The organism is Saccharomonospora cyanea NA-134 (genome assembly GCF_000244975.1).
GTDB lineage: Bacteria > Actinomycetota > Actinomycetes > Mycobacteriales > Pseudonocardiaceae > Saccharomonospora > Saccharomonospora cyanea.
In genome coordinates this window covers 733538-746298 of sequence record NZ_CM001440.1, presented here as the reverse complement: position 1 = coordinate 746298, position 12761 = coordinate 733538, and the positions used below count along the sequence as shown (strand labels likewise).

General features: G+C 72.4%; 16 protein-coding genes. 7 read left to right on the top strand and 9 right to left on the bottom strand.

From position 1 onward, the window contains the following. Window positions 1-14 precede the first annotated feature (14 nt). From cofD to SACCYDRAFT_RS03615, 4 genes are read left to right on the top strand one after another with little or no spacing between them, the layout of a single operon-like run. Window positions 15-1010, top strand: coding sequence for a 2-phospho-L-lactate transferase (cofD, locus tag SACCYDRAFT_RS03630; protein WP_005453695.1), 996 nt, complete (start codon window positions 15-17; stop codon window positions 1008-1010). Beyond that, complete coding sequence (locus SACCYDRAFT_RS03625; protein WP_005453694.1) at window positions 1003-2349, top strand: coenzyme F420-0:L-glutamate ligase; 1347 nt, start codon at window positions 1003-1005, stop codon at window positions 2347-2349. Before cofD ends, SACCYDRAFT_RS03625 begins: the two co-directional genes overlap by 8 nt. Next, the gene (locus SACCYDRAFT_RS03620) at window positions 2343-2882 is read left to right on the top strand and encodes an NUDIX hydrolase (protein WP_005453693.1); all 540 of its coding nucleotides are present in this window, start codon (window positions 2343-2345) and stop codon (window positions 2880-2882) included. The genes SACCYDRAFT_RS03625 and SACCYDRAFT_RS03620 overlap by 7 nt, the downstream gene beginning before the upstream one ends. A gap of 7 nt (window positions 2883-2889) precedes the next feature. Continuing rightward, complete coding sequence (locus SACCYDRAFT_RS03615) at window positions 2890-3246, top strand: GntR family transcriptional regulator (protein WP_005453692.1); 357 nt, start codon at window positions 2890-2892, stop codon at window positions 3244-3246. 19 nt (window positions 3247-3265) lie between these two features. Here the strand turns inward: SACCYDRAFT_RS03615 and SACCYDRAFT_RS03610 are convergent, their stop codons facing one another. The 3 genes from SACCYDRAFT_RS03610 to SACCYDRAFT_RS03600 are packed head-to-tail and all read right to left on the bottom strand — an operon-like array spanning window position 3266 to window position 5573. Continuing rightward, window positions 3266-4054, bottom strand: a complete 789-nt coding sequence (locus tag SACCYDRAFT_RS03610; protein WP_005453691.1) for a putative hydro-lyase — start codon at window positions 4052-4054, stop codon at window positions 3266-3268. After that, on the bottom strand, window positions 4051-4929 hold the full coding sequence (locus tag SACCYDRAFT_RS03605; protein ID WP_005453690.1) for a 5-oxoprolinase subunit C family protein: 879 nt from the start codon (window positions 4927-4929) through the stop codon (window positions 4051-4053). The genes SACCYDRAFT_RS03610 and SACCYDRAFT_RS03605 overlap by 4 nt, the downstream gene beginning before the upstream one ends. Then, on the bottom strand, window positions 4926-5573 hold the full coding sequence (locus tag SACCYDRAFT_RS03600) for a 5-oxoprolinase subunit B family protein (protein WP_005453688.1): 648 nt from the start codon (window positions 5571-5573) through the stop codon (window positions 4926-4928). The genes SACCYDRAFT_RS03605 and SACCYDRAFT_RS03600 overlap by 4 nt, the downstream gene beginning before the upstream one ends. 106 nt (window positions 5574-5679) lie before the next feature. Between SACCYDRAFT_RS03600 and SACCYDRAFT_RS03595 the strand changes: the two genes are divergently transcribed. After that, the gene (locus SACCYDRAFT_RS03595; RefSeq protein WP_005453687.1) at window positions 5680-6378 is read left to right on the top strand and encodes a GntR family transcriptional regulator; all 699 of its coding nucleotides are present in this window, start codon (window positions 5680-5682) and stop codon (window positions 6376-6378) included. Here SACCYDRAFT_RS03595 and SACCYDRAFT_RS03590 read toward each other — a convergent pair. Together SACCYDRAFT_RS03590 and manB are read right to left on the bottom strand one after the other, a co-directional pair. Continuing rightward, a complete protein-coding gene (locus SACCYDRAFT_RS03590) occupies window positions 6363-7274 on the bottom strand; it encodes a DNA-3-methyladenine glycosylase family protein (protein ID WP_005453680.1) in 912 nt (303 codons plus the stop codon). The two genes, SACCYDRAFT_RS03595 and SACCYDRAFT_RS03590, sit on opposite strands and share 16 nt — an antisense overlap. Next, complete coding sequence (gene manB, locus SACCYDRAFT_RS03585; RefSeq protein WP_005453678.1) at window positions 7267-8346, bottom strand: mannose-1-phosphate guanylyltransferase; 1080 nt, start codon at window positions 8344-8346, stop codon at window positions 7267-7269. Before manB ends, SACCYDRAFT_RS03590 begins: the two co-directional genes overlap by 8 nt. 154 nt (window positions 8347-8500) lie before the next feature. Here manB and SACCYDRAFT_RS03580 point away from each other — a divergent pair, with 154 nt between their 5' ends. Continuing rightward, window positions 8501-8941: a hypothetical protein gene (locus SACCYDRAFT_RS03580; RefSeq protein ID WP_043536114.1), complete on the top strand. Its 441-nt coding sequence runs from the start codon at window positions 8501-8503 to the stop codon at window positions 8939-8941. A gap of 16 nt (window positions 8942-8957) precedes the next feature. Here SACCYDRAFT_RS03580 and SACCYDRAFT_RS03575 read toward each other — a convergent pair whose 3' ends face one another. From SACCYDRAFT_RS03575 to SACCYDRAFT_RS03565, 3 genes are all read right to left on the bottom strand, one after another. Beyond that, window positions 8958-9839, bottom strand: coding sequence for a glycosyltransferase family 2 protein (locus tag SACCYDRAFT_RS03575; protein ID WP_005453674.1), 882 nt, complete (start codon window positions 9837-9839; stop codon window positions 8958-8960). Between the two features lie 96 nt (window positions 9840-9935). Further along, a complete protein-coding gene (locus SACCYDRAFT_RS03570) occupies window positions 9936-10151 on the bottom strand; it encodes a heavy-metal-associated domain-containing protein (protein WP_005453671.1) in 216 nt (71 codons plus the stop codon). After that, window positions 10148-10594 carry a nuclear transport factor 2 family protein gene (locus SACCYDRAFT_RS03565; RefSeq protein ID WP_005453669.1) on the bottom strand — a complete coding sequence of 149 codons (447 nt, stop codon included), beginning with the start codon at window positions 10592-10594 and terminating at the stop codon, window positions 10148-10150. The genes SACCYDRAFT_RS03570 and SACCYDRAFT_RS03565 overlap by 4 nt, the downstream gene beginning before the upstream one ends. An 81-nt stretch (window positions 10595-10675) precedes the next feature. On the opposite strand from SACCYDRAFT_RS03565, the gene SACCYDRAFT_RS03560 reads away from it, so the two are divergent. Then, window positions 10676-11290: a TetR/AcrR family transcriptional regulator gene (locus tag SACCYDRAFT_RS03560; RefSeq protein ID WP_005453667.1), complete on the top strand. Its 615-nt coding sequence runs from the start codon at window positions 10676-10678 to the stop codon at window positions 11288-11290. A gap of 141 nt (window positions 11291-11431) precedes the next feature. Here the strand turns inward: SACCYDRAFT_RS03560 and SACCYDRAFT_RS03555 are convergent, their stop codons facing one another. Next, entirely contained in the window at window positions 11432-12580 is a 1149-nt protein-coding gene (locus SACCYDRAFT_RS03555; protein ID WP_005453665.1) for a glycosyltransferase family 4 protein, read from the bottom strand. Window positions 12581-12761: the final 181 nt, after the last annotated feature.

Below are 12761 nucleotides of genomic sequence, written 5' to 3'. Positions count from 1 at the left end.
AAGAGGCCGGCACAGTGAAGGTTGTGGTCGTCGTCGGCGGGGTGGGCGGAGCCCGGTTCCTGCTCGGTGTCAAAGCCGCGCTCGGCCTGCCCCCCGTCGGGGAGGGGGACCTCCCCCATCGGATCACCGCGCTCGTCAACACGGGCGACGACGTGTGGATGCACGGGCTGCGGGTCTGCCCTGATCTCGACACCTGCATGTACACGCTCGGTGGCGGGGTCGACCCCGAGCGCGGTTGGGGTCACGCCGACGAGACGTGGACCGTGAAGTCCGAGCTGGAGGCGTACGGCGCCGAACCCACCTGGTTCGCGCTCGGCGACAAGGACATCGCCACCCACCTCGTTCGCACCCGCATGATCCGCGCGGGTTACCCGCTTTCGGCCGTCACCGAGGCGCTGTGCGACCGCTGGCGTCCGGGAGTGCGCCTGCTGCCCATGAGTGACGACCGGGTGGAGACCCACGTCGTGGTGGACGACCCGGAGGAGGCCGGCAGCCGCAAGGCGCTGCACTTCCAGGAGTGGTGGGTGCGGTACCAGGCGAAGCTCCCCGCCCACAGCATCGTGCCCGTCGGCGCGGAGGAGGCCGAGCCCGCGCCCGGCGTCCTCGCCGCCATCGAGGAGGCCGACGCCGTGTTGTTCGCCCCGTCGAACCCGGTGGTGTCGATCGGCACGGTGCTGTCCGTGCCGGGCGTGCGCGAGGCGTTGCGCGCCACGGAGGCGGGCGTCGTGGGCGTCTCCCCCATCATCGGAGGGAAGCCGCTGCGGGGCATGGCCGACGCGTGCCTGTCCGCGATCGGCGTGGAGACGTCGGCCGAGGCGGTCGGCAGGCACTACGGGTCGCGGCAGACGTCCGAGGACGGGTTGCTCGACGGCTGGCTGGTCCACAAGGGCGAGTCGGTGGACGTGCCGGGAGTGGCGGTGCGCGCCGTGCCGTTGATCATGTCGGACGTCGAGGCGACGGCCGACATGGTGCGGGCCGCCCTCGACCTCGCTGGAGTGGACAGTGACTGAGCACGCCGCCGACCGCATCGAGATCCTGCCGGTGGAGGGGCTCCCGGAGTTCCGCCCCGGCGACGACCTGACGGGCGCCGTCGCCCGCCACGCGCCGTGGTTGCGCTCCGGCGACGTCGTGGTGGTGACCAGCAAGGTCGTGTCGAAGGTCGAGGGCAGGCTCGTGCGCGTGCCCGGCTCCCCCGAGGCGAAGGACGCCGAACGGCGCAAGCTCGTCGAGCAGGAGGCCGTTCGGGTGCTCGCCCGCATCGGTCGCACGGTGATCACCGAGAACACCCTCGGTGTCGTGCAGGCGGCCTCCGGCGTGGACGCATCCAATGTGGACCCCGGTGAGGTCGCGTTGTTGCCGAGCGATCCGGACGCGTCGGCACTGGCGTTGCGGAACGGCCTGCGCGAGCGGCTCGGGGTGGAGGTCGCCGTGGTGGTCACCGACACCATGGGCCGGGCGTGGCGGGTCGGGCAGACGGACGCCGCCATCGGCTCGTCGGGACTGCGGGTGCTGCGGTCGTACGCGGGCGAGACCGACCGGCAGGGCAACGAACTCGCCGTCACCGAGATCGCCGTGGCCGACGAGGTCGCCGCCGCCGCCGACCTGGTGAAGGGCAAGCTCAAGGCCGTGCCCGTGGCCGTGGTGCGCGGACTGACCGTCGGTGACGACGTTCCGGGGGCGGCCACCGCCCGCGATCTCGTGCGTCCGGCCGAGGAGGACCTCTTCCGCCTGGGCACCGCGGAGGCCATCGCCCAGGGACGCAGGGAAGCCGTGCTCGTGCGCCGGTCGGTGCGGGAGTTCACCGACGACCCCGTGGACCCGGCGGCGCTGCGCCGCGCCGTGGGTGCCGCGCTCACCGCGCCCGCACCCCACCACACCAGGCCCGTGCGGTTCGGCTGGCTGCGCACGCCGGCCGAGCGCGAGAAGCTGCTCGACGCCATGCGCGAGGCGTGGCGTGCCGATCTCGTAAGCGACGGGTTCACCGCGGACCAGATCGAGCGCAGGCTGCGCCGAGGCGAACTCCTCTACACCGCGCCCGAGGTCGTCGTGCCGTTCCTCGTGCCCGACGGCGCGCACACCTACCGCGACGACCGGCGCAACGACTGCGAGCGCACGATGTTCACGGTGGCCGGTGGCGCGGCTGTGCAGGCCCTGCTGGTGGCGCTGGCCGCCGAAGGGCTCGGCTCCTGCTGGATCGGATCGACGATCTTCGCCGCCGACGTGGTCCGACGCAGCCTCGACCTGGACGCACACTGGTACCCGCTCGGCGCGGTGGCGATCGGGCACCCGGCGACCCCGCTGTCGCCACGGCAACCGCGTGAGGACGACGAAGGGTTGGTGGAATGGTGAGCGCCCTGCACACCGAAGCGACGGCGACCCTGGAGGCGTGGAAACCCTCCGACGCCGCGCAGGAGTCGCTGCGCCAGAGCTACCTGGGGTTCCTGGCCGCGCGGGAGGACGCGTGCGACCGGTCGTGCGCGGCCGGGCACCTCACCGCCTCCACGGTGGTGCTCGACTCCACGGGTGAGCACGTGCTGCTGACCCTGCACCCGCGCGTGGGCCGCTGGCTCCAGCTCGGCGGGCACTGCGAACCCGAGGACACCTCACTGGCCGACGCGGCGCTACGGGAGGCCACGGAGGAGTCGGGCATCGCCGGGCTCTCGCTCGACCCCGAGCCCCTGCACCTCGACGTGCACCCGGTGACGTGTTCGCTCGGCGTGCCCACCCGGCACTTCGACGTGCGCTTCGTGGCCAGGGCGCCCGAGGGAGCGCGGCCGGTGGCCAGCGACGAGTCCGACGACCTACGGTGGTGGCCGGTCCACGAGCTGCCGCCGAGGACGGAGGACCTCACGGAACTCATCGCCGCGGCACTCGACAGGTGAGGTCGACATGATCGTGCGTCTGGAACCCGCGTCGAAGACACCGCCGTACGAGCAGGTGAAGGTGGAGATCGCGCGGCAGATCCGCGACGGCAGCCTTCCGGTGGGCACCAAGCTGCCCACCGTCCGGGCGCTGGCGGCCGAGCTCGGGATCGCGCCCAACACCATCGCCCGCGCCTACCGGGAGCTGGAGGAGGCCGGGCTGCTCGAAACCCGGGGCAGGGCAGGGACGTTCGTCGGCGCCTCGGGTGACGACACGAGGCAGCGGGCACGCGATGCGGCCTCGGCCTACGCCGAGCAGATCCGCGCGCTGGGCCTGCCCCGCGACGAGGCCCTCGCCATCGTCAGGGCGGCCCTGGAAGCCTGACGAGACATCCCGCGCCGGGTCAGGGCACCTGGAGGGTGGCGTCCCGGATGTCGGTGATCGCCATGTGACCCGGCGCGTGGCTGAGGGCGAAAGGTGGGCGCGAGCGCATCACAGCCGCCTGTGGTGTCACCCCGCAGGCCCAGAACACCGGCAACTCCCCGTCCCGAACGTCGACGGCGTCGCCGAAGTCGGGCTGCCCGAGGTCGGCGATGCCCAGCTCCGCCGGATCTCCGATGTGCACGGGCGCGCCGTGGACGTCGGGGAACCGCGAGGTCACCCGCACCGCCGTCGCCACGGCCGACGCGGGAAGCGGGCGCATCGACACCACCAGCGGCCCCGCCATACCGCCCGCCGGCCGGCACTCGCGATCGGTCACGTACATCGGCACGTTGCGTCCCTGTTCGATGTGCCGCACCGGCACTCCCGCCTCCAGCAGCGCGGACTCGAACGTGAAGCTGCAGCCGATGAGGAACGACACGAGGTCGTCGCGCCACAGCTCGGACACGTCGGTGCGTTCCTCGACGAACTCGCCGTCGCGGTAGACGCGGTAGGCGGGCAGGTCCGTCCGGAGGTCGCCCGCGAAGACCGACGTGCTCACGGCGCCGGGCTCGGTGACGTCGAGCACCGGGCACGGTTTGGGGTTGCGCTGAGCGAACAGAAGGACGTCGTACGCGTACTCCCGTGGCACGCTGACGAGGTTCGCCTGCGCCCATCCCGGGCACAGTCCCGCCGTGGGAACCCGCCATCCCGAACGGAACCGCTCGCGCGCCTGTTCCGGGGTCAGCTCCGCTGCCGTCTGCTCCGTCATGACCTCACCTCCACGAACCGCACCCGCATTCCCGGCCTCGCCTGTGCCGCCTTGTCGACGTCGGCGGACAGCACCACCGCGATCACGGGGTAACCACCGGTGACGGGGTGGTCGGCGAGGAACAGGGTGGGCCTGCCGGTCGGCGGCACCTGGAGCGCGCCGGGCACCATGCCCTCACTCGGCAGCTCCGCCTCCCGCACCCGGACCAACTCGGGGCCGTCGAGCCGCATGCCGATGCGGTTGCTGCGCGGCGTCACCTCGTAGGGCTGCCGCAGCAGCGTGGGCAGCGCGTCGTCGGCGAACCAGTCGGCGCGGGGGCCCCGAACGATCCGGAGGGTGAGCTCGTCGGCGGGCAGCGGGGGCACGGGAGCGAAGTCCACGGACGACGGCGGCAGGGTCGGCTTCCCGACCGGCAGCGTGTGCCCGGCCTCCAGCGGCGGCGGACCCAGACCGGAGAGCACGTCGGTGGACGCGGAACCGAGCACCGGTTCCACCGCGATCCCGCCCCGCACCGCCACGTAGCTGCGTAGCCCCCGCTCGGGGACGCCCAACCTCAGGCACTCGCCCGCACGCACGCGCAGCACGGCACCTGCCGCGCCGCCTCGCCCGCCGACGGTGACGGGGCACGGCGCGCCCGTGACGGCGACGGTCAGATCGCGGCGCGCGAGCGCGGCGAACCCACCGAGGGTCACCTCGACGGCCGCCGCGCCCTCGGGGTTGCCGACGAGCCGGTTCGCCAGCCGCAGCGCCGAGCGGTCGGCCGCTCCCGACGCGCCGACGCCGACACCGGCGAGCCCTGGCCTGCCGAGGTCCTGCACCGTGGCGAGCGGTCCGCTCTCCACGACCTCCAGTCCGACTTCCGCGCGCGCGTTCACGAGACCTCCACGAACCGCACGCGCACGCCCGGCCGCAGCAGCGCGGGCGGTTCGCGGTGGACGTCCCACAGTGTCGTCTCGGTGCGGCCGAGGAGTCGCCAGCCACCGGGCGACGATCGGGGGTACACGCCGCTGAACGGTCCGGCCACCGCCACCGCCCCCTCGGGCACGGCGGTGCGGGACTCCCCGCGACGGGGAACGTCGTGGGGCCACGCGTCGGCGGTCAGGTATCCGAAACCGGGGGCGAACCCGCCGAACGCGACGGTCCACGACGCGCCCGTGTGCGCGGCGACCACCTGCCGCGGTGTGAGTCCGAGGAGCTCGGCGACCTCGGCGAGGTCCTCGCCGTCGTAGGTCACCGGGATCTCGACGACTTCGGCCCCCGTGCGAGGTGTCTCCGTCGCGCTCACAGCACTCGCAGCACTCACAGCACTCACCGCGTTCGCGGCGTCTACGGCGTTTTCGATGGCAGCGCGGTCGGTCTCCCGGGGGTCGAACCGCACCAGCAGCGTGCGCGCGGCAGGCACGAGGTCCACCACCCCGGCGGGCGGGTCGGCGCGCAACGCCGCGTGCAGGCCCATGACCTGGGCGAGGTCGTCGAGCTCCACGAGCAGTCCCGTGTCGGCACACGGCAGCAGGCGCATCTCACCACCTCCCCGGCGATCGCTCGACAGTACAGAGTTGTTGAACAATCCTGCAAGGGGTTTGTGTGGTCGTCCTGGTACGCTGCGGGCGTCGAACGGAGGTCGCATGACTGCCACGGACCCGTGGGTGGACCTGCTCGCGGGCGATCGCGCACTGCTCGACCGGACCAGTACCGCCGAACGAGTCGCCGACGTCCTTCGGCAGCGGATCATCGAAGGGGCCCTGCCACCCGGCACCCGGCTGTCGGAGGAGAACGCCGGACGCGCGCTCTCCGTGTCGCGCAACACCCTCCGCGAGGCGTTCCGGCTGCTCGTGCACGAAAGGTTGCTCGTGCACGAGTTCCATCGGGGTGTGTTCGTGCGCGTGCTCGGTGCCGACGACGTCGCCGACCTGTACCGCGTGCGGCGGATGCTGGAAACCCGCGCCGTCCGGCTCGCGAACACCGCGGGCGAGGCCCGCCTCGCCGCCCTGGACGAGGCGGTGTCCGAGGGCGAACGCGCCCACGCCGAGCAGCGCTGGGTGGACGTCGGCACCGCCAACATGCGGTTCCACCAGGCGATCGGCGGCCTCGCGGACAGCCCGCGCGTGGACGAGCTGATGCGGCAGTTGCTCGCCGAGCTGCGGTTGGCCTTCCACGTCATGTCGCGGCCGCGCGAGTTCCACGAGCCCTACCTCGCCTTCAACCGCCAGATCACGACACTCGTCCTCGACGGCAGCCTCGCCGAGGCCGAGCGGGCGCTGGAGGACTACTTCGACAAGGCGGAGGCGCAGCTCGCCGACGCGTTCGCTCAGATGGCGCGGTAGTCCCGCACCGGCTGACGCGGGCCGAACCTCGGCCGCGCCTGGCCCGCCGCCTGCAGGTAGCGCACCGCCCGCTGCCGCTGCGGCGCGTACGGCTCCAGCACCTCCGCCATGCCGTCGTCGTCCAGGGGACGGCCCAGCAGCGCGTACCCGACGATCGACGGTGTGTGGAGATCGCCGAAGCTCACCGCGTCGGGATCACCCCATGCCCGCTGCGCGGTCTCCGCCGCCGTCCACACCCCGATGCCCGGAACCTTCCGCAGCAGCGCGCGACCGCGTTCACCGCGCAGGGCCGCCGCCTCCTCCAGCCGGTGCGCGACCCGCGCGGCGGCCACCAGGGTGGTGCGCCGCCGCAGGTCGACACCGGCCCGGTGCCACTGCCACTCGGTGAGGGACCGGATCGCAGCGGGGGTCGGAGGCACCCGCAGCCCTGACGGCGCGGGGCCCGGTGCCGGTTCACCGAACCAGCGGCACAGCTCCCGCCACGACCGGCGCGCCTCGTGGGTCGTCACCCTCTGCTCCAGCACGGCGGGCACGAGCACGTCCCACACCCGGCCGGTACGGGTCAGGCGCAGCAGCGGCAACCGTCGCCGGGCGCGGGCGACGGCGTCGTGGTGGGCGACGAAGCCGGTGTCGTCGTCGGCGGCCCCGAGCAGGTCGGGCACCCCGTCGAGGAGCGCCTCCGCGCCGGCACCCCACGCCCGCGCCTCCACTGTGCTGTCCCCGCACACGCGGAAGACGAGCGTGCCGGGCCCGTCGGCCGTGTTGGCGGTGAGCCACGTCCGCCCGCCGCCGTCGTGCCGCAGGCACACATCACCCCGACCGCGACGCAAGGGCGCGAGCACGCCCTCGACGTCGAGCGGGAAGGGCGGGCGCCAGCGGCGGGAGAGCTCAGGCATCGCTGGAGAACCGGATCGCGGAGTCGGCCAGTTCGACGTCCGGCCATACGCGGGCCCCGTCGAGCAACTCGCACTCGGCGCCCACCGAGGCCCGGTCGCCGAGCACCACGCCCCGCAGCACCGCGCCCTTGCCGACGCGGGCTCCCGCCCCGAGCACGGAGCGTTCCACCACGGCCCCCTCGGCGACCACCGCGCCGTCGAACAGCACCGACCCCCGGACGCGCGCGCCCGACGCCACGTACGCCCCTGCGCCCACGGTGGACCCGCCGGTCACCTCGGCTTCGTCGGCGACCACCGCGCCGTCGAGCAGCAGCCGTTCCCCAGCCGGGCCGGGCAGAGCGGCGGACGGGGCGAGGCCCGTGACGAGATCGGCCGAGCCCCGCACGAACGCCTCCGGGGTTCCGACATCGAGCCAGTACGAATCGTCCACGAACCCGTGCACGTGCCTGCCCCGCTCCAGCAGTCCGGGGAACGTCTCCCGCTCCACCGACACGGGGCGGCCCGCCGGGATCTCCTCGATCACCGAGCGGCGGAACACGTAGCAGCCCGCGTTGATCTGGTCGGTGGGCGGGTTCGGCGTCTTCTCCAAAAACGCGGTGACGCGGCCGTCGGCGTCGGTGGGCACGGAGCCGAACCGCGACGGGTCCTCGACCCGCTGCAGGTGCAGGGTGACGTCCGCCTCCGCCCTCCGGTGGGCGGCCACCAGTGCACCGAGGTCGGCCCCCGCGAGGATGTCGCCGTTGAACACCACCGCGTCGTCGCCCCGCAACCGGTCCGCGACGTTGCGGATGGCACCACCCGTGTCGAGCGGCTCGGACTCCACCACGTACTCGATGTCGAGACCGATCGCCGAACCGTCGCCGAAGTGCTGCTCGAACACCTCCGCGCGGTAGGACGTCCCGAGCACCACGTGCGTGATTCCCGCGGCGCGGACGCGCGAGAGCACATGCGACAGGAACGGAACCCCCGCGGTGGGCAGCATCGGCTTGGGTGCCGACAGGGTGAGCGGACGCAGCCGCGTCCCCTTGCCACCGACGAGGATCACGGCATCAGCACCCGACACGGACGTCATGTCGCGCAGACCCCTCCCATACCTACATCATCGACCTGACGACGAAGCACACCCAACCCTTCGACGGGCGGGCGTCAGAGGGCCTACCCTAGAGGCCGAAGGCGGCGGCCCCATGCAGAGAGGGCCATCGGTGAGGGTATGGGGGTGCGAGGACATGGATCCCCGCGACCGCGCGGACGCCGTGCTCGCCCGCGCAGGAGCACGCGAAGGCGTCGTGACGCCGGACAACATGACATCGCCGATGGACTCCGCGAACACACAGCAGATCCCGCGGTCGGTGGTGCGGCGCATCGACGCCGAGGAAGACCCGAACACCACCACGAAACTGCCGTCGTCGATGATCGAGGCCAACGACGTCGGCCGGGAGTCGCATCTTGCCGAGGCGATGCCGACGACACCGATGAAGGCACCGCTGTCGGACCAGCCGGACGTCACCCAGCCCGTGCAGATACCGCAGGCCGAGGGCGGCGCACGGGCCGACTCCCGCACCGGGGCGGGCAGCGACTCCGGCTCCCTCGACGGCGGCGGATTGGTGCCCACCACCAAGACGACGCAGAACCAGTCGTACGTCGCCCGCAGGCTCGAAGGGCTCTGACGAGCGCCCTTCCGACTCAGGCCCCGCGGGTCTCGAACTTCAACCGCACCGCGAGTCCCAGCTTGACGGCCGCGAGCACCGGCTTCCACACGAGCCCGATGTGCCGGTCGGAGAGGTAGCGGTACGCGCTGTCGTGGTGTGCCGCGAGCATGCGCTTCGACGCCTTGGCCGTGGACACCCCGCCGATGTGCATGACGCTCGCCGACGGCGCGTAGACGTTGAGCCATCCGGCCCGGCCGAGCCGGTCGCCGAGGTCGACGTCCTCGAAGTACATGAAGTAGCGGGAGTCGAAGCCCGCGACGGAGTCGAACGCCGACCTGCGCAGCAGCAGGCACGAACCGGAGAGCCAGCCGGCGGTGCGCTCGGTGGGGGCCGCCTTCTCCTGCCGGTACGAGCGGGTCCAGGGGTTGCCGGGCCAGATCTTGCCGAACACGGCGTGCCCGATGCCGCGGCCCAGTGACGGGAGCAGCCGCGCCGACGGGTACACCGACCCGTCCGGCTCACGGATCAGCGGACCGAACGCTCCTCCCCTCGGCCAGCGCTCGGCGACCTCCAGCAAAGCGTCCAGCGAGCCCGGGTCCCATTCGAGGTCGGGGTTCGCCACGACGATCCAGCCCACCTCGTCGCCGAGAGTGGCGACACCGGCGTTGACCCCACCGCCGTAGCCGAGGTTGCCGCCCGTGGGGACGAAGTGGACGCCCGCGCGCTCGGCCGCCGCCCTCTCGGGCACGCCGTCGACGGACCCGTTGTCGGCGAGCACCACCGAGACGTCGCGTTCGGTGGCCTTCTCCAGCGTGTCGAGGAAGCGGTCCAGGGTCTTGCCCGGCGAGTAGGTCACTGTCACCACGGCGACCGCGTCACCGTACTTCTTCGGCTCCGTCACGCCGTCATTGTGCACCGCGCGCCGCCACCGGGATTCCCACGCCCTCCGAAGCCGGGAGACCGGGAAGGACGCGCGGACATGGCATCGAGGCTTTCGCGCCGCCGGCCTCGCTCACCCGTCAACGTCGGCGAGCTCGTAGCCCGCCTCCTCGACCGCGGCGCGTACGTCCGAGGTGTCGAGTTCCGTGTCGCTGGTCACCGACACCCTGCCGTTCCCGACGTCCACCGTCACGGCGGTGACTCCGGCGATGCGCTCGATCTCCTCGGTGACGAAGGCCGCGCAGTGTCCGCAGACCATGCCGTCGACCGGGTAGTCGCTCTGGATCATGACGACGTGTCCTTCCCTTCGGGCGCACCGGACACCGGCTTCGGGCCTGCGCCAGCGGTGGCGGGAACGGTGCGGGTGAGCATGTGCGCTTCCCGCATCCGTCCGTCGGTGGCGAACCGACCGAAGAAGCAGACCTCGATCGCGAGGTCCTTACCGCGCTGCCGTACGTGCAGGGTGTAGCGGGCGGCTATCCGGTCGCCGCTCGCGACGGCCTCGTGTACGTCCATCCGGCTGCTCGGGCGGTTCTTGCGTACCGGGCGGGTGTGCGCGATGAGCTTGTCGCGGTCCATCCGGTGCCCGTCGGCGACCTGGACGACGTCAGGGGTGTGGTACCGGTCGAAGATCAGCGCCGGATCCTCGTCGCTCCGCAACAGCTCCTCGGTGAAGGAGGTGAAGAAGTCGGCGATGAACTGCTTCGGGCCGATGTCGGTGAGTGGGCGCATGAGGCTACCGCCAGTTGGCTCGCAATAACTTTGACACTCTGTAAGATATAACGAGCCGACAACTCTGACAAGGTGTAAGAAATGTCTTCGTCCCCGGCCCGCAACCGGCGCGCCGACGCCCGCCGCAGCAAGGCCGCCATCCTGGACGCCGCCGTCCGGATCCTCAACGCCCGGCCCGATGCCGGCCTGGAAACGATCGCCACCGCCGCGGGCGTGACACGCCAGACCGTCTACGCCCACTTCCCCTCCCGGGAACACCTGCTGCTGGCGACCGTCGACCGGATCACCGAGGAGGTGGTCGCCGCGATGGACGCCGCCGAACTCGACACCCGACCGGCCGCGGACGCCCTGCTACGCCTGCTCGACACGGGCAGGCAGGCAGCCCAGCGCTACTCCGCACTGCTACAGAAAGCCAGCGCGCTGCCGGTGAGCCCGCAGGCCGACCACGATCGGCACACGTCCGTCGCCGACCGGATCAGGCGGGTGATTCAACGCGGCCAGCGAACCGGGGAGTTCGACGCCCGGCTCCCACCCGACTGGCTGACCGCCGTCACCATCGGGCTCGCCCACACCGCGGCTGAGGAAGAGAACGCCGGTCGGATGTCCGACCAGGAGGCGGCGGACGCGCTTCGCACCAGTGCGCTCCGCATACTCGGTGCGACCACGGCAGAAGGTGACTCGGCCCGGCCTCGATGAGAACGCGTCGACGGCTCACACCCTCACGGCGTCGAGGCGGAGGACGCCGTGAGGGTCGATGTTCGACCACGACGTCCGACCACGACACACGACAACGGTGTCGGTCCGGTCGGACCCTCCTCGGGTCACTTCCGCCCCGACTCACGCCCTCCGACGCCGGTGGCGGTGCCACGCGCGCTCGTACGCCTCGCGGTGTGCCTCGGCGCTGACGGACCAGGAGAACTCCTTCGCCCTCCGCAGCGCGGCCTGCGCGAGCTCGGCACGCCGCGCCGGGTCGTCGAGCAACTCCCGCAGCGCCGCGGCGACGTCACCCGCGCCGACCCCGCAGTACGCCACCGCGTCACCCCCGACCTCGGGCAACGCCAGGCGCCGGGTGGTGAGCACGCACGCGCCCGAGGCCATCGCCTCCAGCACCGGCAGTCCGAATCCCTCGCCCAGACTCGGGTACGCCACCAGCTCGGCACCACCCAGGAACCCGGCGAGCGTGTCGAAGGGCAGGTATCCCGCCCGGATCACGCGCAACCGTAGCGGCGCGTCGGCCAGCGCGCTCTCGACCTGCGAGTCCCACCCGGGCTGTCCGGCCAGCACCAGCGCGGGAGGATCGGGCCGGTCGGCGACCGCGAGGGAGAAACCCCTGATCAACGCGGGCACGTTCTTGCGGGGTTCCAGAGCTCCGAGGAACGCGACGTACGGTGTCGTGCCGAGGCCCACCGCGTCGCGCGCGGCCTGGACCTCCTCCGGCGTCGGCGGGTGGAAGCGGTTGACGTCGACGCCGTGCCGGATCACGTGGAGTTCCGCGCCCCGGACGCGCGTGACCCGACGCAGCTCGTCAGCCGTGGCGAGGCTGGGCACCACGCACAACGACGCCCTGCGCAGCGCCGTCACGGTCCACGCCCGGAAGAAGCGCGCCTTCACCGACGAGTGCAGAACGGCGTCGGTGAAGAACGTGGCATCGTGCAGGGTCACGACGGACGCCGCGCGGCTGGCCAGCGGCATCGTGTAGTGCGGGGAGTGCACGACGTCGACCGCGAGTCTGTGGGCCAGCCCCGGCAGAGTGGTCTGCTCCCACGTGAGCCGCGCGGTGCGGGTGGCCGTGGACTGGGCGGTGTGCACGATGCGCGCCCGCGGCGCGAGCCGCGAGTACAACTGCGCGTCCCGTGCCTGGCAGACCACGGTCAGGCGGGCGCCGTTCTCGTCGAGCGCCGCGACGAGGGAATCGACGTACCGGCCCACTCCTCCACGGTCGGGAGGCACGGCCGTGGCGTCGATCAACACACGCGGTTCGGGCACCCGTGCAGCCTACGACCCGTCGGAGTGACGTTGGCCCGGATCCGGCAAACCGTTGCCCACGTTACGTGGCGTGACTGGCCCAGACCGCTTCCGCGGCCGAGGCCCACGTGAACTCGGCCGCCCTCCTCACACCGTCCTCGGCGAGGCGCGCGGCGAGGGCCCGGTCGGAGAGCACCCGCCG

What these genes read in the sequence shown, in the direction of transcription:
- SACCYDRAFT_RS03620 (WP_005453693.1), top strand. Translation starts at nt 2,343, where the DNA reads ATGGTGAGCGCCCTGCACACCGAAGCGACGGCGACCCTGGAGGCGTGG.
- SACCYDRAFT_RS03615 (WP_005453692.1), top strand. Translation starts at nt 2,890, where the DNA reads ATGATCGTGCGTCTGGAACCCGCGTCGAAGACACCGCCGTACGAGCAG.
- SACCYDRAFT_RS03610 (WP_005453691.1), bottom strand. Translation starts at nt 4,054, where the DNA reads ATGACGGAGCAGACGGCAGCGGAGCTGACCCCGGAACAGGCGCGCGAG.
- SACCYDRAFT_RS03600 (WP_005453688.1), bottom strand. Translation starts at nt 5,573, where the DNA reads ATGCGCCTGCTGCCGTGTGCCGACACGGGACTGCTCGTGGAGCTCGAC.
- SACCYDRAFT_RS03595 (WP_005453687.1), top strand. Translation starts at nt 5,680, where the DNA reads ATGACTGCCACGGACCCGTGGGTGGACCTGCTCGCGGGCGATCGCGCA.
- SACCYDRAFT_RS03590 (WP_005453680.1), bottom strand. Translation starts at nt 7,274, where the DNA reads ATGCCTGAGCTCTCCCGCCGCTGGCGCCCGCCCTTCCCGCTCGACGTC.
- manB (WP_005453678.1), bottom strand. Translation starts at nt 8,346, where the DNA reads ATGACGTCCGTGTCGGGTGCTGATGCCGTGATCCTCGTCGGTGGCAAG.
- SACCYDRAFT_RS03580 (WP_043536114.1), top strand. Translation starts at nt 8,501, where the DNA reads ATGGATCCCCGCGACCGCGCGGACGCCGTGCTCGCCCGCGCAGGAGCA.
- SACCYDRAFT_RS03570 (WP_005453671.1), bottom strand. Translation starts at nt 10,151, where the DNA reads ATGATCCAGAGCGACTACCCGGTCGACGGCATGGTCTGCGGACACTGC.
- SACCYDRAFT_RS03565 (WP_005453669.1), bottom strand. Translation starts at nt 10,594, where the DNA reads ATGCGCCCACTCACCGACATCGGCCCGAAGCAGTTCATCGCCGACTTC.
- SACCYDRAFT_RS03560 (WP_005453667.1), top strand. Translation starts at nt 10,676, where the DNA reads ATGTCTTCGTCCCCGGCCCGCAACCGGCGCGCCGACGCCCGCCGCAGC.